The organism is Vreelandella populi, from assembly GCF_003989825.1.
Taxonomy (GTDB): Bacteria; Pseudomonadota; Gammaproteobacteria; order Pseudomonadales; family Halomonadaceae; genus Vreelandella; species Vreelandella populi.
In genome coordinates this window covers 245,178-262,336 of record NZ_RZHE01000008.1, presented here as the reverse complement: position 1 = coordinate 262,336, position 17,159 = coordinate 245,178, and the positions used below count along the sequence as shown (strand labels likewise).

At 57.9% G+C, this 17,159-nt stretch carries 19 protein-coding genes; 4 read left to right on the top strand and 15 right to left on the bottom strand.

The window, feature by feature from the left end:
• Positions 1-7: 7 nt before the first annotated feature.
• Complete coding sequence (locus ELY25_RS10790) at positions 8-502, top strand: nodulation efficiency, NfeD-like protein (RefSeq protein WP_126951290.1); 495 nt, start codon at positions 8-10, stop codon at positions 500-502.
• Between the two features lie 2 nt (positions 503-504).
• Entirely contained in the window at positions 505-1,566 is a 1,062-nt protein-coding gene (locus ELY25_RS10785; RefSeq protein WP_126951289.1) for an SPFH domain-containing protein, read from the top strand.
• A 63-nt stretch (positions 1,567-1,629) separates the two neighbouring features.
• Here the strand turns inward: ELY25_RS10785 and ELY25_RS10780 are convergent, their stop codons facing one another.
• The 8 genes from ELY25_RS10780 to ELY25_RS10745 form a co-directional block, all read right to left on the bottom strand.
• Positions 1,630-2,934, bottom strand: coding sequence for a DUF2252 family protein (locus tag ELY25_RS10780; protein ID WP_126951288.1), 1,305 nt, complete (start codon positions 2,932-2,934; stop codon positions 1,630-1,632).
• Positions 2,935-3,034: 100 nt separating this feature from the next.
• On the bottom strand, positions 3,035-4,525 hold the full coding sequence (locus ELY25_RS10775; RefSeq protein WP_126951287.1) for a sodium:solute symporter family protein: 1,491 nt from the start codon (positions 4,523-4,525) through the stop codon (positions 3,035-3,037).
• Entirely contained in the window at positions 4,518-4,745 is a 228-nt protein-coding gene (locus ELY25_RS10770; RefSeq protein ID WP_126951286.1) for a hypothetical protein, read from the bottom strand. Before ELY25_RS10770 ends, ELY25_RS10775 begins: the two co-directional genes overlap by 8 nt.
• A 154-nt stretch (positions 4,746-4,899) precedes the next feature.
• Positions 4,900-5,811, bottom strand: coding sequence for a LysR family transcriptional regulator (locus ELY25_RS10765; RefSeq protein WP_126951285.1), 912 nt, complete (start codon positions 5,809-5,811; stop codon positions 4,900-4,902).
• 9 nt (positions 5,812-5,820) lie between these two features.
• Positions 5,821-6,309, bottom strand: a complete 489-nt coding sequence (locus tag ELY25_RS10760; protein ID WP_126951284.1) for a GNAT family N-acetyltransferase — start codon at positions 6,307-6,309, stop codon at positions 5,821-5,823.
• A gap of 88 nt (positions 6,310-6,397) precedes the next feature.
• Positions 6,398-7,141, bottom strand: a complete 744-nt coding sequence (gene bluB / locus ELY25_RS10755; RefSeq protein WP_185856113.1) for a 5,6-dimethylbenzimidazole synthase — start codon at positions 7,139-7,141, stop codon at positions 6,398-6,400.
• Positions 7,142-7,147: 6 nt separating this feature from the next.
• Positions 7,148-7,606, bottom strand: coding sequence for a GNAT family N-acetyltransferase (locus tag ELY25_RS10750; protein WP_126951282.1), 459 nt, complete (start codon positions 7,604-7,606; stop codon positions 7,148-7,150).
• Positions 7,607-7,704: 98 nt separating this feature from the next.
• Positions 7,705-8,457 (bottom strand): NAD(P)H-dependent oxidoreductase, encoded by a 753-nt coding sequence (locus tag ELY25_RS10745; RefSeq protein ID WP_126951281.1) that lies wholly within the window; start codon positions 8,455-8,457, stop codon positions 7,705-7,707.
• An 88-nt stretch (positions 8,458-8,545) separates the two neighbouring features.
• Here ELY25_RS10745 and ELY25_RS10740 point away from each other — a divergent pair, with 88 nt between their 5' ends.
• Complete coding sequence (locus tag ELY25_RS10740; RefSeq protein ID WP_126951280.1) at positions 8,546-9,424, top strand: LysR family transcriptional regulator; 879 nt, start codon at positions 8,546-8,548, stop codon at positions 9,422-9,424.
• A gap of 20 nt (positions 9,425-9,444) precedes the next feature.
• On the opposite strand, the gene ELY25_RS10735 is transcribed toward ELY25_RS10740, so the two are convergent.
• Positions 9,445-9,933, bottom strand: coding sequence for a MarR family winged helix-turn-helix transcriptional regulator (locus ELY25_RS10735; protein WP_126951279.1), 489 nt, complete (start codon positions 9,931-9,933; stop codon positions 9,445-9,447).
• Between the two features lie 92 nt (positions 9,934-10,025).
• Here ELY25_RS10735 and ELY25_RS10730 point away from each other — a divergent pair, with 92 nt between their 5' ends.
• A complete protein-coding gene (locus tag ELY25_RS10730) occupies positions 10,026-10,964 on the top strand; it encodes a DMT family transporter (RefSeq protein ID WP_126951278.1) in 939 nt (312 codons plus the stop codon).
• A gap of 20 nt (positions 10,965-10,984) precedes the next feature.
• Here ELY25_RS10730 and ELY25_RS10725 read toward each other — a convergent pair whose 3' ends face one another.
• From ELY25_RS10725 to ELY25_RS10700, 6 genes are all read right to left on the bottom strand, one after another.
• Positions 10,985-11,410, bottom strand: a complete 426-nt coding sequence (locus ELY25_RS10725) for a GNAT family N-acetyltransferase (protein WP_126951277.1) — start codon at positions 11,408-11,410, stop codon at positions 10,985-10,987.
• Positions 11,411-11,429: 19 nt separating this feature from the next.
• The gene (locus ELY25_RS10720; protein WP_126951387.1) at positions 11,430-11,906 is read right to left on the bottom strand and encodes a 2-thiouracil desulfurase family protein; all 477 of its coding nucleotides are present in this window, start codon (positions 11,904-11,906) and stop codon (positions 11,430-11,432) included.
• Positions 11,907-12,170: 264 nt separating this feature from the next.
• The gene (astB, locus tag ELY25_RS10715) at positions 12,171-13,553 is read right to left on the bottom strand and encodes an N-succinylarginine dihydrolase (protein ID WP_126951276.1); all 1,383 of its coding nucleotides are present in this window, start codon (positions 13,551-13,553) and stop codon (positions 12,171-12,173) included.
• On the bottom strand, positions 13,550-15,022 hold the full coding sequence (gene astD, locus ELY25_RS10710; RefSeq protein WP_126951275.1) for a succinylglutamate-semialdehyde dehydrogenase: 1,473 nt from the start codon (positions 15,020-15,022) through the stop codon (positions 13,550-13,552). Before astD ends, astB begins: the two co-directional genes overlap by 4 nt.
• Positions 15,023-15,040: 18 nt before the next feature.
• On the bottom strand, positions 15,041-16,069 hold the full coding sequence (astA, locus tag ELY25_RS10705; RefSeq protein ID WP_126951274.1) for an arginine N-succinyltransferase: 1,029 nt from the start codon (positions 16,067-16,069) through the stop codon (positions 15,041-15,043).
• Positions 16,069-17,136: an arginine N-succinyltransferase gene (locus ELY25_RS10700; RefSeq protein WP_126951386.1), complete on the bottom strand. Its 1,068-nt coding sequence runs from the start codon at positions 17,134-17,136 to the stop codon at positions 16,069-16,071. Before ELY25_RS10700 ends, astA begins: the two co-directional genes overlap by 1 nt.
• Between the last annotated feature and the right edge of the window lie 23 nt (positions 17,137-17,159).

Sequence of the window (17,159 nt, the reverse complement as noted above, 5' to 3'; positions counted from 1 at the left end):
AGGCACTATGGATTGGAATCCTGCCTATACGTGGTTAGTGCTGGCGCTACTTCTCAGCTTGGGGGAGTTAACGTCAGGCGCCATGGTGCTACTGGCGCTTGGTATAGCCGCCGCCTTGACTGCGGCCGTTACCGCATTGGGGCTATCGCTACCCTGGCAGCTTTTAAGCATGGGTATCTTTACCGGTGTCCTGGTACCGATAGGTATCTGGGTAATCCGCCCGCGCTTTTCACCCCGTGGCGTTGCCTACGGCACTACCGGCACAGGCGTGGAAAAGGGCAACTATTACTACACGCTGCGACGCGACTTTGACGATGCAACAGGCATCAAAATTAACGGCGACTTCTACCGTCTACGCGTTATCGATACGGGCACTACCGAACTTCCCCCCGATACATCCGTTATCTTTCAGCGTTTTGAAGGCACCACGGCGCTGGTTGCCCTTCCCTCGTCAGCGTCTAACCCTCTGCAAGACGATACCATCCTACATAAGGAGCCTTGAGTATGGATTTACCTATTAGCCCCGGCTTATTGATTAGCTTGATTGTTGTCGTCATCGGCATCGTGATCATTTCCAAAGGCCTGGTGATTGTTCGCCAGTCTGAAGTCATGGTGGTTGAACGCCTCGGTTCGTTTAATCGCGTACTCGAAAGCGGGATCAATATCATCGTTCCCTTTATCGAGCAGCCCCGCGCCATCACCATGCTGCGCTATCGCAAAATGGGCGAGGAGTACCAAGCGATCACCACCGACGAGATTCGCATCGACCGCCGCGAGACGGTAATGGACTTCCCCGGCCAGCCGGTCGTCACCACCGACAACGTGACGGTACGCATCAATGGCGCGCTTTATTATCAAATCATCGACCCTAAGCGTGCGGTTTATGAAGTCGTCAACATGAGCCAGGCCGTCGAGGTTCTGGCCAAAACCACGCTACGCTCGGTCGTCGGTAAAATGGAGCTGGACAAGCTGTTTGAATCACGTGCGGAGGTAAACAACGAGATTCAGGCCGCCATGGAAGAGCCGGCATCCAAATGGGGCGTCAAGATATCCCGAGTAGAAGTGCAGGATATCGCCATGCCCGAAGAAGTGGAAACCGCCATGCGCCTGCAGATGGCCGCCGAACGGAAACGCCGCGCCACCGTGACCGAAGCCGAAGGCGAAAAATCCGCCGCCATCGCCATGGCCCAGGGTCAGCGGGAATCCTCCATTCTCAACGCCCAAGGTGACAAAGAGTCGGCCATTCTGCGCGCCCAAGGTGAGCAGGAATCCATCAAACTGGTGCTTAATGCCATTGGCGACAGCGAAGAGAACAAGCGGACCGTGGTCGGCTATCTACTGGGCCAGAGCTACATCAAGGTGCTGCCCAACATGGCGCAAAAGGGCGAACGGGTCTTCGTGCCCTACGAGTCCTCGGCACTTTTGGGCTCGATGGGCATGTTTCGCGAAATGGCAGGCTCGCCGGAAGATACCGTGGCAAGCCACTTGCGCCAAAGCGACGCCACCAGCCGCCAACGCTCAAACGCGTTTCAAAGCGGCGTAGTCGGCGGCGCGGCCGGCCAATAAGACGCTACCCAAAAGTCGAGCCCCTGGCTCGACTTTTTTATTTCCCCGTCAGCACGCCCTGCTTCAGGCGGTGCTTTCCATGAAATGCTCAATAAAGAGGCGGTAATCCTGCTCGACGCAGTCGGCGTAGCTGTGTGCAAAGGCGAATATACTATCGACAAACTCCTCCTCGCGCCCTTCGATGCGCTCGCATACCGCGACCGCAAACTTGTTTTCCCCATGATTGAGCGCCTTGGCGCCTTTCACATGCTGGGTCGCGAGAAGCTCGCCCCACTGGCGCGCCAGCTTGCGATACGCCTTGCCGCCTTTGATCTTGTGAGTAGGCAGCTGCTTTTGAAACCCCGGCATCTGACGCACCGAAAATACTCGATCATTCAGGGTGAGCCAGCCAAGGTAGGAGTCGGTATGGGGACTCAGAGCGTGAAAGGCGGCCGCGTGGCGCAGACCCTCGTTGGGGAAAAGCTTTTGCCAGCTCTGCTGACCGGCCTTGCCGAGATGATGGAACGCTTCGGGCGATCGCTGCTCTTTTACCTCAACAATCACATCGTCGTGCTGGCGCTCCCCACCGCCCTCCAGCAGCACGTAGTAGTGCTCGATACCCGAAGCATTCAGCCGGCGGGCGGTATCCTTTACTCGAAAGTGAGGTTCATTGCCCTCTTTGGTGCTCACCTGCAGGGTCTGCTGGTACTCGTTTTCGATGATGCGCTTGAGTTTGCTTGCGACATCCGCCGGCAGATTGGCAAGCTGCCCCGGACGCAAGGCGAACTGGCGCCCTTTACTCTCGGTAAGCTCGGTCCATTTGTCCAGCGCACGCTGGGGATGCTGCTTGTCCGCCACCTTGCCCATAAACGCCTTGAGTGGCCCCTGTGCGCTTTTAGGCGCTTCGGCCTTGAGACTCTTACCTTCTCGATGCGCCTTTAGTGTTTCAAGATACCCCATGCCCAGCTCCCAGAGCGCCTTATCGACCGCCTTGGCTGAAAGCTCGGTATGCTCGCACGCCTCTAGCACCAGGCTGGTGGCCAGGCGCCAAAGATCGAACTGATAGTCGCCAATCAAGGCGCGGTCCACACCTATTAGGCCGTAATGAATGGGCTCGTGGTGGTAGCCGACGGCAGCGAAGTGAGCGACCTGGGCGTCGCCATGCAGCCAGGTCTGAGTATCGGGCCAGCCGCCAAACAGCGCGAAGCGCCAATCAAGCCACACGTCCTGCCAGTAAAGGATATCGGAGTCGCCAAAAAATCGGTACGGCGAGACGGCCATCCTGGCGAATTTAGCCTGGCGGTGTGCGCTGGAGAGCGCCTCATTGGCGCTATAGAGCGCCTCGATGACCTGTTGAGGGCGATTGCGCCCGGCTAGCCGTTGGCTCATTGCACTGCCTTTTTCGATGAACGTTTTCAATGGACGATGTTTTCGATACATTGCGTCGATGAATGTTAGTTCATCAGCATAGCCGGGCTTCATTAAGGGTTTAAGACACAGACTTCCCCAAGTGCTTAAAGCCCCGCGGCGCCGAGATACGGAAAAACCGCTCGACTACATCGGCTTGAGTGGCGGGCGTCATCAGCGACACACCAATAAAGACCGGCAGGTTGAGCATTAGCCCCCAAAAACCGGCGTGAATACCCAGCGGATGTGACCACAGGGTGGTAAATGCAACGGTAACCAAAAAGCCCGCCACGATGCCCGCCATTACTCCAAGCTTTGACGCCCGGGGCCAGAAGAACATGCCAATGAAAGCAGGCAGTACCTGAGAGGCAAACCCCAGTCCCACCAGCAGAATCATCACGAGACTCCCCGGCTCGGCAATCGCCAGCGGCGCGATCACCAGTGCCATCACCGGCAGCAGCAGCCAGCGCGCAAGCTTCGCGGTGAACGCGTCTGATAATTTGAACAACGGCTGCAGCACATCCTTGGTAGTAGACAGCGCCACCGAGTGAATGAACGGCTCGCTCGAGGACATCGAGGCGGCCAGCGTTCCGGCGCCTAGAAGCCCCACCAGCACGACTGGCAGGTTGGCCATGGCGTACTCCAGCACCACTGTATCGGCTCGGGCCAGATCCGGCAGCGAGTAGATGCCGATAAACCCGACCACCACCATGGGCAGAATCACGATGTAATACGTGGGTAGCCAGGTGGCGCTGCGGCGAATCGTACGCGCCGAACTTGCGCACATCCACTGGGTCCACACCGGCGGCATGAAGGAGAACATCGACACGATGATCGAGGTGGTCCAGAAGCTGAAACTCATGTCGCCGCGCGCTCCAGGCAGCGTCAGAAACTCGGCGTGATCGGTCTGGATACGCTCGAACACCGCGCCCATGTCGAGCCCGCCGGTGGCGCTGTGCACCGCCCAGAGCCCAACCGCCCAGGCCACCACCAGCATCAGCGCTCCCTGAAAAGCGTTGGTGCGCCCGATTGCGCGCTGGCCGCTGATGTAAAGATACACCGCGATACAGCCAAGCACGATAATCACGCCAAGCCAGACGGGAATGGCGCCGCCACTCATCACGAAGAGAATGTACGCCGAGCCCACGGTCTGCAGCACTGCATAGGCGATGGACCCTACCGCCATGACAAGGGCCGCCAGCGCTCCCAGCGCCGGGCTCTGGTAGCGGTCGGCAATGGCGCTTGCCTGGGTTACGTGGCCGAACTGCTCGCCGAACTGCCACACTTTCGGCCCAAAGTACCACGCCACCAGCGCGAGATAGGCGAGATAGATGGCCACATAAAAGACCGCCACCCCCTTGGAGTAGGCCCAGCCCGGCGCGCCCATGAAGGTATACGCACTCACGCTGCCCGCGGCGATCAATAGATACAGCGTCACCGGCCCCATGCTGCGCCCGGCCACACCCCACTGTTCCAGGGTGTCCATGCGATGCCCGGCGCGCGCTTTCAAGCCAATCACCATGGTGATGGCCACGTACCCCAGGGTAATGACTAACGGCCAGACGCTATTCATGATCGTCCCTCTCTACGATGCGGTTGCCGAGAAGCATGACGCCCACGCAGGCAAAGATGATTGCGTAGCTCCACAGGATCATCAGCGGTATGCCAAGCACCAGCATGGCTCGATTGAGCAAGCCGATCACCGGCCAGGTGCCCGCCACGACCAAGCAGATGAAGGCAGCTAAAAGCCCCCACCCGGCACGTGAAGTGGGCAGAACGAACAGACGTCGCATAAAGGATCCCTAATTGCGCGCTCGCGAGTCGCGATCGGCACAAACGTTAGTTATTGGAAAGATGGCCAGCGTAGCGTGTAAGCCTCAATAGCGTACGCAGGTGACACACACTATTCCAATTTAAACCCATGGTGTCCACTTTTTGTGTGCACTTTTATGTTGGCGGGTTATCCAATGCTTGCAGGGAGTCGGAGAGATGGGAAAGACATGCATCGACAGCGAAGCTTCTTATACGGTGGCGGTAAACGCACAGATCAATGCGCGCCGGCTCCAGCTCGTCAGGGGCCAGCGGCACGCTGATAAGCTCCTTGCGCTGGCACTCCCGTGCGACTGCCATGGGCGGCAGAATCAACACGCCCGCCCCGTTCAGCGCCAACGCCTTCTGAGTTTCGAGCGACGCGGTATCGAAGGCAGGCACGAGCGTGATGCCGGCGCGGTGAGCGCTGCGCTCTAGCGCCTGACGCGCCCCGAAAGACTCGCCCGGCAAAATAATGCGATGCCTGGCCAGACACTCGAGCGAAACCTCTCGGGCGCCGGCCAGTGGATGATCGAGTGCCATTACCGCGTGATGCTCGAGCCGGGCGCTTTCCACGATGACGATATCGTCGTGGCGTGGCATGAAAAATGAGAGCCCAATATCCGCCGTTCCCAGGCGCAGCCGCTCCACTATTTTCCCGGCGCTTGCGATACCGATATTAAAGCGCAGCTGCGGGTAGCGCTTTCCCATATCGGCCAGTGTAGGCGCCAAAAGCCCTGCCACCACGCCTTCGGCGGCTTCCAGGCGAACGCGCCCAGTGCGCAGGCCTTGCAAGTCGGCGATATGCTCTTGAACGCGCTCCAGGTCGCGCAAGGTATGCTGCGCCTGGGCGGCGAGCAGCTCGCCCGCGGCGGTCAGACTGATGCCGCTAGGGCCACGCTCCAACAAAGGCGCGCCCAGCTGCTCCTCCAATAGATCAATTTGGCGGCTGATGGCCGTGGGAGCAATATTGAGCCTGGCCGCTGCTTGGCGCAGCGAGCGGCAGCGGGCCACGGTATCGAAATAGTGCAGCGCGCGGCCACTGATCATGATGCCTCCTCAATCCCTTTCGGCAGTCAACTGGCGCGACATGATCGTCACCGTCTCACCACCATACGTAAGTTGCTCAAGATCCTGCCAACCCAGGCGCCGGTAGAGCGCCTGCTGATCCGGGGTATAGAGATAAAAACGCTTGATACCGTTTTCAAACGCTTCCTGCTCCACGCGTTGAACCAGGCGTGATGCGATCCCCCGCCCGCGCCACTGGGGCAGCACGAACACTGAGGCAAGCCAGGGCGCAAGCTCAGGCCGGCTCGAGATATCCTCGGCAATCAGGCTGGCCGTACCCACCGCCACGCCGTTTGCAAGCGCTACGAACAGCGACGGTACGCCCCGCTCGCCGCACTCCAAGCGGGTCTCTTCCACCGCCTCGGCAAACGTACGCCCCGGGTGCAGCTGCTGCCCCCAGGTCTCGAACGTCCATCTGGCGACGATGGGCACATGCGGGCTATCCGTGTCCAGGCGCTCAATAGTGATCGCATCGTGCATACGGTTTCCAGAGTATTTAGCAAAGGCAGATATGATAGTGATATATACCGTCAATCACTATGGGAGTTAGCGAGCGTTTAACGTAACGTTATGCGTTTTTCCCGGAAATGGGCTGCTCGTTTAACGCCGTTTCAAGCGGCTCATTGATGAGCGCTTCTCCCCAATGATTGCCATGTACTAGCTCGCTTAACGGCAACCGTGAGCGCCAGCCCTTGGCTTCAAGCTCCGGCTGATCCAGAAACTCGCTGACATAACCAAGGCATAAATACGCCACAGGATATACGTGATCAGGCAGGTTCAAGACCTTGCTTAGCTGAGCCTGCTCAAGAATGCTTACCCAGCCGACGCCAATCCCTTCAGCCCTTGCGGCCAACCATAGGTTTTGTACCGCCAGGCAAGTGCTGAACAGGTCTGTCTCCACAATGCTGTTGCGTCCCAATACATGAGGGCCGCCGCGGCTGCGGTCACAGGTGATACATAGATTCAAGGGGCTTTCGACGATACCCTGAAGCTTGAGGCTGCGGTAAAGGCCTTTACGCTCACCGTCAAAACGCTCAGCCGCCGTTTGGTTTGCCTGCTCAAACAGCGCCAAAATGGATGCCCTGACCTCACGACTTTCAATGACAATAAAATCCCAGGGCTGCATGAACCCAACAGAAGGTGCATGGTGGGCGGCCTGCAATAGACGCACAAGCACGTCGGCCGGAACCGGGTCGGGGAGAAACTGTGAGCGCACGTCACGGCGCTCATAGATGGCGCGATAAAGCCCGTGGCGTTCACTCTCTGTAAAGCAGCCGTCTGGAATGGTCACGGGTATAGCCTTCTGTTTCATTGTCATTTAAACGTGGGGTGCAGGCTTGGTCATATCCATATGCGGTATGCCGTCTTCATCGTAGGGCTCACTTGCGCGCTTAAATCCAAACGACTCATAGAAAGCGGTCAGATAAACTTGAGCGCCAATTTTGATGCCCAGGCCAGGATAGGTTTGCTCGGTAAAACGAATCGCCTCGCTCATAAGAGCACGGCCATACTGATGGCCCCGGAAGGCTTTAAGGGTCATCACTCGGCCAATGGAAGGCTCGTCGAATTTATCGCCCGGCCCCACCACGCGGATATACGCCGCAAGCTGGCCTTCAACCGTGGCGGTAAGATGCCAAGCCAGCGGGTCCAGCTCATCAACCTCTTGATAGGCGCACTGCTGCTCCACCACGAATACTGTCTCACGCGCTTTCACAATCTCGTAAAACTCGCGCGTGTTGAGCTCATCAAACCGCGACCAGCGAAAATCCAAGGACATACCGGCTACCTTTTACCCGTGGCGTTATTTTGCGAACGCCAAGTGTACACAAGATTGAGTAGCGAAGCCTTTAGCACGGTATTAACCGGTATATGTGCTTAGCCTAGCCGCCAGCGCCAAGGGCTTGTCGCTAGCAGCATACCTTCGCTGTCCCAGTCCTCCCATCCGGCAAACGGTATCGGCTTTTCACGCTCCCAATGCATTAGACGCTCGGCCCAGCGCAGTTTGCAGACATTGAGATGTTTGCGTAAGGCATCCTCTTTCTTATACTCAATTCCGCCTCCTTGAACACCGTAGCTTACCTGCGGAGCCAGCACGTCAAACCCCACGTAATAAAGCGATGAGTGAATGGGCCATAACCAGGCCACCATATTGCCGGCTCGGCCAAAGGGTTGAAAGGCGGCTTCCGGCGAGCCCGCGGTCACCGAGAGCATGGTGCGTTTGCCCTTGAAGTAGCCTTGGTCGTAGCGCATTCGGCTTGTGTAACGTCCTCCATAAACCAGCACCCGGTCAAACCAGCCTTTGAGCACGGCAGGCTGTGCATGCCACCATAAGGGGAACTGAAAAATCACCAGGTCGGCCCACTCCAGTCTTGCCAATTCCCGCTGAATATCCGCCGGTAAGGCGGCTTTCTCGTGATGGTGGCGCTGCTCGTCAAGGGGCGCGAAATAGTCCTGATCGGCGCGTTGGGAATAGTGGTCAGCCTGTTCTAGCGGATCGAAGCGCTCGGCATAAAGATCATTCACGTCAACCGAGTGCCCGGCTCTTTTCAATCGAGCAACGGCGGTATCCACCAGCCCGCCGTTAAACGACCGCGGCTCTGGATGGGCCAGGATAATCAATACGTTCATACAGCACCTTACCTGTCGCTGGGTTCAGTGACAGGCTACCCTGTTCATATTTGCCTCAACATTCCCAAAATATGAGAACCAGGCTTGCATGATTGAACAGCATTTAAAATGGGATGACCTTCAAGTGATACTGGCGATCACTCGGGCAGGTTCACTGTCAGGTGCTGGCCGACACTTGCATATCAGCCACGCCACCATATTTCGCCGTCTTAATGGTATTGAAAAACGCCTGGGCGTTGCCCTGTTCGAACGCCATCGTCATGGCTATACCCCGACACTGGCAGGCGAGGATCTGGCGGCAACGGCCACACGCGTTCAGGCAGAAGTGAATAGCGCTGAGCGCCGCCTTATCGGGCAAGACCTGAAGCTTTCGGGAAGCCTGCGTATCACCACCACCGACACGCTGTTTGCAGGCTGGCTGTGTCCGCTATTTGCAGCCTTTCGCCAGCAGTATCCTGATATCACGCTGGAAGTGGTTATCTCCAACCGGCTGCAAAGCTTGTCGCGAAGAGAAGCCGACATCGCCATTCGACCAACGCGTTGCCCGCCCGATACCCTGGTGGGCCGCCGGCTAGCCGATATCCGCCTGGCCATTTACGGGCAGAAAAAACGCTGGCAAACGGCTTCTCTGCCGCTGGGTACTGGATCAATGGATGAAGAAAGCTGGATTGGGCCGGATACCCATATGGGCGATGTAGCGCTTGAAAAATGGATGATGGATAAAAACACAGGCTACCGGCTGGATAGCATGCTGGGAATGCAGTTGGCGGTGCGCCAGGGGGCAGGCATTGCAGTATTGCCCTGCTACCTTGGAGATGCCGATGACCAGTTGATTCGGCTAAGCAAGCCGATTGAAGAGCTCACCACCGAACTCTGGTTTCTGACTCACCCCGATTTACGCTATGCGGCCAGAGTACGAGCGTTTATGAATGCCATAACGCAAGGAGTACGCGAGCAAAACGAGTAGCCCGATAGACCCGGCGCCCGCTATGTCGACTCAAGCCCCGCCAGGAACTGCTTGAGCAGCTCGTCCAGCTGTACGCGCTGCTCATCGCTTAAGCCGCTCACTAGCTCGGCCTGTGTCGCCACATGGGCCGCGACGGCCTCATCGATTAACGCCAGCCCTTTTTCCGAGAGCGAGATCAGAAACCCTCGCCCATCCGCGGGGTTTTTGACCCGCTCGATCAAGCCCGCTTTTTCCAGCTGCTGAAGCCGGTGCGTCATGGTACCGGACGTCACCATGGTGGAGGCCATCAAATCACTGGGTGATAGCGCATAGGGCGCCCCTTCTCGGCGCAGCGTGGCCAGCACGTCAAAGCTTGAATCATTGAGGCCATACACCGCCCAGGTCTGATCCATGCGCCGCATCAAGCACTGGTGCAGTCGCTTGACCCGACCGAGCGTCCCCATGGGGGCGACGTCCAGGTCGGGGCGCTCTCGTTGCCACTGTGTGAGTATTTTATCGACATGATCCATACCGCACATGCTTACCGTTTTTTAGCTTGACGTCAAGGTAAAAAACCAGATACCTTGATATCAAGGTATTCAAACATCACATGGGCCACGCCATGCAATCATCAAAGGCTACTGCTGGAACACTAAAACGTAGGCGGCTCGCCGCCTTTATCTATCTTGTCACGGGCGGCGCGCTGCTGGGCCTTTCGACCAATCTGGCCAAGCTTGCCGGTGAGGTAGCGCTTTCCCCCCTCGCCTTTCTGTTTTGGTCCATTTCAGGCGCCGCCGTCATTCTTTTAGTGGTGGCAGCATTGAGAGGCAACCTGCCGCCTGTCACCGGCCGCACGCTGGAGTATTACCTGGTTTCCGCTTTTGTGGGCGTTGCAGGGTCTAACCTGATTTTCTTCTCGGCTATCCCGCATATTGGGGCGGGCTTCGTGGCGCTGGTGATTACCCTGCCGCCGCTGCTTACCTATGTGGGTGCGTTGGTATTAAAGCTGGAGCGCTTTCAGGTGCTGCGGGCGGCAGGCGTTATTTCCGCCCTTGCCGGCGCCATCACCCTGGCGGCTCATAAGCTTTCTACGCCGGATGCCGACTATGTGTGGATTTGTCTCGCCCTGGCGGGGCCGGTGCTCCTGGCCATCGGCAACCTTTATCGCACGCTGCGCTGGCCGGCAGGTGTCTCGGGCGATGCCCTCGCCCCCGGCATGCTGGTCGCCGCCGTCGCCCTGCTGGTCTGCGTTAGCCTACTGCCCGGCTTCTCGCTTGGCATTCCTGAGGGGCAGCGCCTTGCATTGGCGCTGATCGGTATTCAATCAGTGGTGTTTGCAGGCCAGTTTTTACTGCTTTTCCTGCTTCAGAAAACCGGTGGGCCGGTACTCTTGAGCCTGCTAGGCTCGGTCGGGGCAGTGGTCGGCGTGCCAGTTGCCATCTTGCTTCAGGGGGAAGTCGCCCCCGAGGGCTTGCTGCCCGCCATTTTACTCATAGGGGCAGGCATTGCCCTGCTCAATATCGGTAAAGTTAAACCGCAGGCCAAGATCGACCCACCATGACGCTGGAAGGCTTTTGGGCCTTACAAGATGCTTCGCTCCATATAATGGGTATCATCCAGTGTTTTACGGATGCGAAACCCCATACGCTCATAGAACGCTAACGCCGGGTTGATGCAAAACACGCGAAGCCGCAGCAAACGGATGTCCAACTGGCGGGCGGTTTCTTGTGCATAGTGAATGGCTGCCGCTCCCAAACCCTGCCTCTGCCACAGCGGGTCGATTTGCAGCTCTCGAATATAGCAGGCGTTTTCATCATGATTTAAACACAACAAGCCCACTCTGGAGGCGTTGATAACCAGCTCGTAGCCATCAAGCTCGCTCCAGTTTTTATCGAACAAATCAGGATCCCAGTGCATGCCCAGCTGCTCGTAGTAGCCTGACATGTTGTGACGAATTAAGTTTTCCGCGTACGCCTTGTCATGAGTCAGCCGAATGATTGGGGTCATCTCACTACTCCTGCAGCATTCAAACACTTTTACCCGTCAGCGTATTATCCGCCTCGACCATCTGATGCTGGCTAAATACGCGAACGCCATGCTCGCGCAGTAACGCCGCCGTCACCCCCATGCCGGGGATTTTATTGCCCGAGAAGCTGCCATCATAGATCATCGTACTACCGCAAGAGGGGCTGAACTCGGCGAGCACGGCAACATTAATATCGAACTTCCGGCATAGATCGAGCGCAAGTTCAGCACCGGCCAGAAACTCGTGGGTGACATTGTGGCCGCCCTTTTCAATGACCTCGGCCTCACCGCTCAAGACATGCTGCCCATTGCCTCTCGATATTTCGGCGGGTTTTCGGGGAATGCTCATTCCCGCCTCCACTTCAGGGCACACGGAAACGATTCGCCCTTCAGAGCGCCACCGCGCCACCACTTCATCCGCCACCGTCAGCGCATTGCCATCATAACGAACCTTTTTCCCAAGCAGGCAGGCGCTCATCAGCACTTTTTTCACATCAACCCTCTCCAGCAAAACCTGACTTCCCAACGGATGCTCCCCATAACCCCTTGAGCGGCCGCCTTTTACTAACAACCAACACTATACGCCCTAGCGCTCTTTCAGTCTTATACGCGACAGAACTGTCCTTACGCCCAATTATCTTGTGATGTGCTTACGCTTGCCGCCTTGCATGAATATCGATGCTCATACAACGTAAAACGCCAAGGCGATGACTTGGCGTTCAATTTTTTTCTAGTGCCTACCCTACTCCAGCTGAAACGGATAGACCGAGCCCATTTTCAAAAGCTGTGTCAGCTCGTCCAGGGCAGTGAGGGATTCTTCTGCGAGCTGCGGGTCAGCAAGGTCTTGTGTTGCGAGGCGATCGCGATAATGGCGGTTGACCCACGTAGTGAGATCTTCATAAAGATCATTAGTGAGCAGCACACGACCTGTCAGTGCTGCGCGCTCGGCTTCTGACAGAACGACCCGCAGGCGCAGGCAAGCAGGGCCGCCGCCGTTGCGCATGCTTTGCTTGACGTCCTTTACCACCACCTCACTGATCGGGTTATTGCCTGCCAGCAGGTAATCTTGAACGGTGCGCCAGACCGCTTCGCGCTCCTGACATTCGCTCGGCACGACCAGCGTCATGGTGCCATCCGGGTTGGAAAGCAGCTGCGAATTAAACAGGTACGACGCCACCGCATCTTCCAGGCTTACCGCTTCAACCGGCACCCGAACGGGAATCAAGGGCGTCGTCATCTTGCTGCGCAGCTCGTCGAGCGTACCCTCTTCATCCAGGAAAGCCATTTCGTGATACAGCAGCACGGAGCCATTGCCCACGGCAATGACATCGTTATGGAACACGCCCGCATCAATGGCGTCGGGGTGCTGCTGGGCAAACACCGTTTGCGACTCAACAAGCCCGTGCTGGCGGGCTACCGCCTGGCTGGCTTCTAACGTTTGGCGGGCGGGATAGCGTTTGGGTTTGGGTTTGGGTTTGGGTTCGCGCTCGCCACCAAATGCCTGACGTCCATACACAAACAGGTGAACCCCTGGCTCACCGTACTCGCCACATAGGCGGGTATGATTAGCCGCGCCTTCATCGGAAAAGGCAGGTGTGGCGGGCAGCATCGGATGATGTACAAAGTGTTGTTCACTGTGAAAAATGGCTTGCAGCACGCGGCCAGTAGTTTGCGGTTCAAGAAAGCGGTGAAAGCTTGACTGCAGATTGGCTGGGGTAAAGTGAACCCGACTATCCGGCGCATCCAGGCTGGGCGTTACGGTACCGGCATTGGCTGTCCACATGCTTGAGGCCGAGCATACGGCCCGCAGCAGTTGTGGCGCTTCTTTAGCGGCGCGAGCAAGCACCTCGTGATTGCTGCCGCTAAAGCCCAGATCACGCAGTGCGCTGATATCCGGGCGCTGTTGGGGCGGCAGCACGCCTTGAGCGTAGCCTGCCTCCATCAGCGACTTCATTTTTAAAAGCCCCTGCAGCGCCCCCTCTTTGGGGTTGGAGATCAGGCCACCATGGCTCATGGAAGCCACGTTCCCTACGGCCAGCCCCGAGTAGTTATGCGTCGGGCCTACCAAGCCGTCGAAATTGACTTCGCGCACGCCATACGCGCTACTGTTAGCCAGCCCACTCATAGGCTAACTCCCGGCGGCAATGTCTCAGGCATCTCCAGGGTGTCGGCCTCCATGGAAGCCACCGGGTAGGCGCAGTAATCCGCCGCGTAGTAGGCGCTGGGGCGATGATTACCGCTGTCGCCGATACCGCCGAAAGGCGCATCGCCGGAGGCACCGGTGGTCTGGCGGTTCCAGTTCACAATGCCAGCACGAATCTTCAGCAGAAAATCGTCCCAGTCGGCCTGCTCGCCACCAATCAGCCCGGCGGAAAGCCCGTAGCGGGTATTATTGGCAAGCGTAAGCGCCTCATCCCAGTCGCGGTAACGATGAATCTTCAGTAATGGACCAAAGTACTCTTCATCGGGTACTTCCAGGCCGGTTACGTCGATCAGTGCGGGGCTGAGCAGGCTGGTGTTGTCTTGCAGGCGCTGCATGCGGTTGATCACCGTACCGCCTTGGGCTTCAAGTGCATCTTGCGCCTTGAGTAGGCCATCGGCGGCCGCCACACTTACCAAGCCGCCATAGAACGGTGCGGGTGTTTCTTCAAACTGGCCGGCCACATGCAGCTTGGCAATCGCGTCACTAAGCGCATCAATCAGCCGGTCGCCGACCTCACCCTGGGGTATCATCAAGCGGCGCGCACAGGTGCAGCGCTGGCCGCCGGATAAAAATGCCGACTGTAGGATCGTCAGTACCGCGGCGCGCTGGTCATCCACATCCTTGACGACCAACGGATTATTGCCGCCCAGTTCCAAGGCAAGAATCTTATCCAACTGGCCGGCAAGCTGCTGTTGCAGCATACCGCCCACCGTGGCGCTGCCGGTAAACAGCAGCCCATCAATGCCTGGATGCACAGAAAGGGCCTGCCCCACCGGCACGCCGCCTTGAACAAGATTGATAACCCCCGCAGGCACCCCAGCTTCCAGCCAGCACTGCAGGGTTAGATCAGCGGTTAATGGGGTCTGATCGCTGGGCTTGAAGACCACGGTGTTGCCTGCGAGTAGCGCTGGCAACATATGGCCGTTGGGCAAGTGGCCGGGGAAGTTATAGGGGCCAAATACGGCCATCACCCCATGAGGACGATGGCGCAGCACCGCTTTAGCGCTGCCTACGGTTTTTTCCCGCTCGCCGGTACGTTCGTTGTACGCCTTGATGGAAAGCGCCACCTTGCCGACCATGGCGGCCACCTCGGTGCGCGCTTCCCAGAGCGGCTTGCCGGTTTCAGAGGCAATGGCCACCGCCAGCGTTTCAGTGCGCGATTTGAGCACCTCGGCAAAGCGCTCAACCAGCGCCTGACGCTCGCTGAACGCCGCTTTTGCCCAGGCAGGGAACGCTGCGCGGGCTGCCGTCACGGCCGCATCAACCTGGGCGTCACTGGCGGCCGTCCCCTGCCAGAGAAAATTGCCCGATACGGGGTCGTGCTTGCCAAACGACTCTGCAGCGCCATCCACCCAGGCGCCGTTGATAAGCTGCTGCTGTTGGGCGTGCATCGTGTTCTCCTAACTGTTTCAGGTTTCCAGAAGCCGCAGGGTATCGCCCGAGGCAACGCCCAGGCGCTTGGCTTCTGCACTGCTTAAAACGATAGTGTCGCGATTGGGCGCGCGGCCTACCCAGGCGGCGGTAAACGATGATAGCTGGGTCGAGGCTGCCAGCCAGCGGCTAACGCTCTCTTCAGGCGCGCTCACTGCCACTTCAACGTGATAGAGCGCGGAATCGCGCACAGCCCGCACGTCATCAATATAGGCTTCCACCGTAGGGCCGCCGTCGAAGATATCGATATAGCCTTCCCAGCGCAGGCCCTCTTTTTTGAGCATTTCAAGCGCGGGACGGGTATGCCGGTGTACCTGACCAATACACGCCCGAGCCTCTTCAGCCATAAAAGTGGTGTAAATGGGAAAGCGCGGCATCAGCTCGCCAATAAAGCTCTTCTGACCCAGGCCCGTAAGCCGGTCAGCTTCGCTGAAATCCATGGGAAAGAAGTGCTTGCCCAAACTCTCCCAGAACGGGCTTCTATTGTTCTCATCGAACACGCCACGCATCTCTGCGAGAACCTTCTCGGGGAAACGGTCGCGAAACTGGGCAATAAACAACCAACGCGCCTTGGAAAGCAGCGCGCCGTTGCGCAGATGCCGGTTGGCCTCGCCACGGTATTCAGGACGCAAAAACAGCGAACACACCTCCGCATCACCGGTGTGATCCGAGCTTAAAAACAGCGTATCGATCGTGCGGTGTAGATCCAGCTGTACCGATGAGTGCGCCAGTGTACCCAACCGGTAGTTATAGAAAGGCACTTCATTCCCTACCTGGCCTTCAATGGCGCAGCAGCCAGCCAGCTCGCCATTGTCTTCATCTTCCAGCACAAAGAAGTAGAGCCGGTTGTTGACAGGGGTACGCTCTTCAAAAGCACGTGCGGAGGCTTCAATCTTGCCCGCCAGAAACTCACGGTTGTTGGGCAGCGAGGTAAAGCCCACCCCCGCCTGCTGCGCAAGCGCCAGCAGCCCATCCACATCCGCGCGGGCAATGGGACGAATGCGCATTAGATTTCTCCTTCATCAAAGGCATCCACTGCCGAGGGCAGCGCCAGCGGTGCGGCCAATACGGCTCGCCCCTCCTCCACGCCTAAACGTTTGGCATCCGCGTCGGACAGCATCAGTTGCCCGGTGGCCGAAAGCGCATAGCGAGCCACAATACAGCGGAAATTACCCAGCGCCTGATTGGCGATCAAGGCAGGTTCTGCGTCGGGCAGGCTCTCTTGCGGGCGAAGCCGCACCGGATGCCAGGCTGCCCGATTGAACGTCGCCAAGCGCTCGCGCTCGGCTTTAACGATGGGGCCTGCATCAAAAATATCCACATGGCGCGAGCGCACAAAGCCTTCAGCAAGCATTTCCTGTAAAGCTTCTTCATGGGCCGGGTGCTCCCGACCAATCGCCGCCCTGGCCTGAGGCGTCAGCAGCGGCAGATACAGCGGAAACTGTGGCATGACTTCAGCAATAAAGCTTTTCGAACGCACCCCGGCAATATGGTTGATATCGTGAAAGCTACGAGCAAAAAAATGATGTCCCACACTTTCCCAGAAGGGCGATTCGTTCTGGTTATCCAGATAACCGGGGAATGCCACGGCTAATATGCGCGAAAAACGCTCGGGATACTGGGCAATAAACATTAACCGGGCACGACGCAGCAGGCTTTCGGCGCTAGTACCCTTATAGCGCGGATTCAAGGAGTAGGCGCATAGCAGCGTGGCGTCCGACACTTCATGAGACAGCGCCAGCGTTTGCACTTCCCGGCGCACATTTAGCTGCTGGGAGGCATGAATCAGCGTTTCCTGGCGATAGGTATAGTAGGCCTCCTGGGCGCCCGCCTGGGCACGAATGGTGGCTGTTCCCAGCACTTCATCGCCGCGCGCTTCATCAACTAGAACAAAGGTGTAGTGCTCGTTGCCAGGAAATTCAATATCGCCGTTAAATGCTGCCTGGGAGCGCACAATGCGCTCCTCAAGGCGTTCACGGTTGGCGGGTAAATTGGTGAGCTTAGGTGTTGCATGCTCTGCCAATGTCACCAGCGCATCGATATCCGCAATTGTCACCGGACGAATCACCAGCATGGTGGCTGCTCCCTCTCTTGATA

Excerpts from the sequence above, each read along its gene's own strand:
- astA (WP_126951274.1), bottom strand. The coding sequence starts at position 16,069 with ATGCGCATTCGTCCCATTGCCCGCGCGGATGTGGATGGGCTGCTGGCG.
- ELY25_RS10770 (WP_126951286.1), bottom strand. The coding sequence starts at position 4,745 with ATGCGACGTCTGTTCGTTCTGCCCACTTCACGTGCCGGGTGGGGGCTT.
- ELY25_RS10740 (WP_126951280.1), top strand. The coding sequence starts at position 8,546 with ATGATTGAACAGCATTTAAAATGGGATGACCTTCAAGTGATACTGGCG.
- ELY25_RS10785 (WP_126951289.1), top strand. The coding sequence starts at position 505 with ATGGATTTACCTATTAGCCCCGGCTTATTGATTAGCTTGATTGTTGTC.
- astD (WP_126951275.1), bottom strand. The coding sequence starts at position 15,022 with ATGCACGCCCAACAGCAGCAGCTTATCAACGGCGCCTGGGTGGATGGC.
- ELY25_RS10725 (WP_126951277.1), bottom strand. The coding sequence starts at position 11,410 with ATGACCCCAATCATTCGGCTGACTCATGACAAGGCGTACGCGGAAAAC.
- ELY25_RS10780 (WP_126951288.1), bottom strand. The coding sequence starts at position 2,934 with ATGAGCCAACGGCTAGCCGGGCGCAATCGCCCTCAACAGGTCATCGAG.
- ELY25_RS10735 (WP_126951279.1), bottom strand. The coding sequence starts at position 9,933 with ATGGATCATGTCGATAAAATACTCACACAGTGGCAACGAGAGCGCCCC.
- ELY25_RS10750 (WP_126951282.1), bottom strand. The coding sequence starts at position 7,606 with ATGTCCTTGGATTTTCGCTGGTCGCGGTTTGATGAGCTCAACACGCGC.
- ELY25_RS10720 (WP_126951387.1), bottom strand. The coding sequence starts at position 11,906 with ATGAGCGCCTGCCTGCTTGGGAAAAAGGTTCGTTATGATGGCAATGCG.
- ELY25_RS10765 (WP_126951285.1), bottom strand. The coding sequence starts at position 5,811 with ATGATCAGTGGCCGCGCGCTGCACTATTTCGATACCGTGGCCCGCTGC.
- ELY25_RS10760 (WP_126951284.1), bottom strand. The coding sequence starts at position 6,309 with ATGCACGATGCGATCACTATTGAGCGCCTGGACACGGATAGCCCGCAT.
- ELY25_RS10745 (WP_126951281.1), bottom strand. The coding sequence starts at position 8,457 with ATGAACGTATTGATTATCCTGGCCCATCCAGAGCCGCGGTCGTTTAAC.
- ELY25_RS10790 (WP_126951290.1), top strand. The coding sequence starts at position 8 with ATGGATTGGAATCCTGCCTATACGTGGTTAGTGCTGGCGCTACTTCTC.
- ELY25_RS10700 (WP_126951386.1), bottom strand. The coding sequence starts at position 17,136 with ATGCTGGTGATTCGTCCGGTGACAATTGCGGATATCGATGCGCTGGTG.
- astB (WP_126951276.1), bottom strand. The coding sequence starts at position 13,553 with ATGAGTGGGCTGGCTAACAGTAGCGCGTATGGCGTGCGCGAAGTCAAT.
- ELY25_RS10730 (WP_126951278.1), top strand. The coding sequence starts at position 10,026 with ATGCAATCATCAAAGGCTACTGCTGGAACACTAAAACGTAGGCGGCTC.
- bluB (WP_185856113.1), bottom strand. The coding sequence starts at position 7,141 with ATGAAACAGAAGGCTATACCCGTGACCATTCCAGACGGCTGCTTTACA.
- ELY25_RS10775 (WP_126951287.1), bottom strand. The coding sequence starts at position 4,525 with ATGAATAGCGTCTGGCCGTTAGTCATTACCCTGGGGTACGTGGCCATC.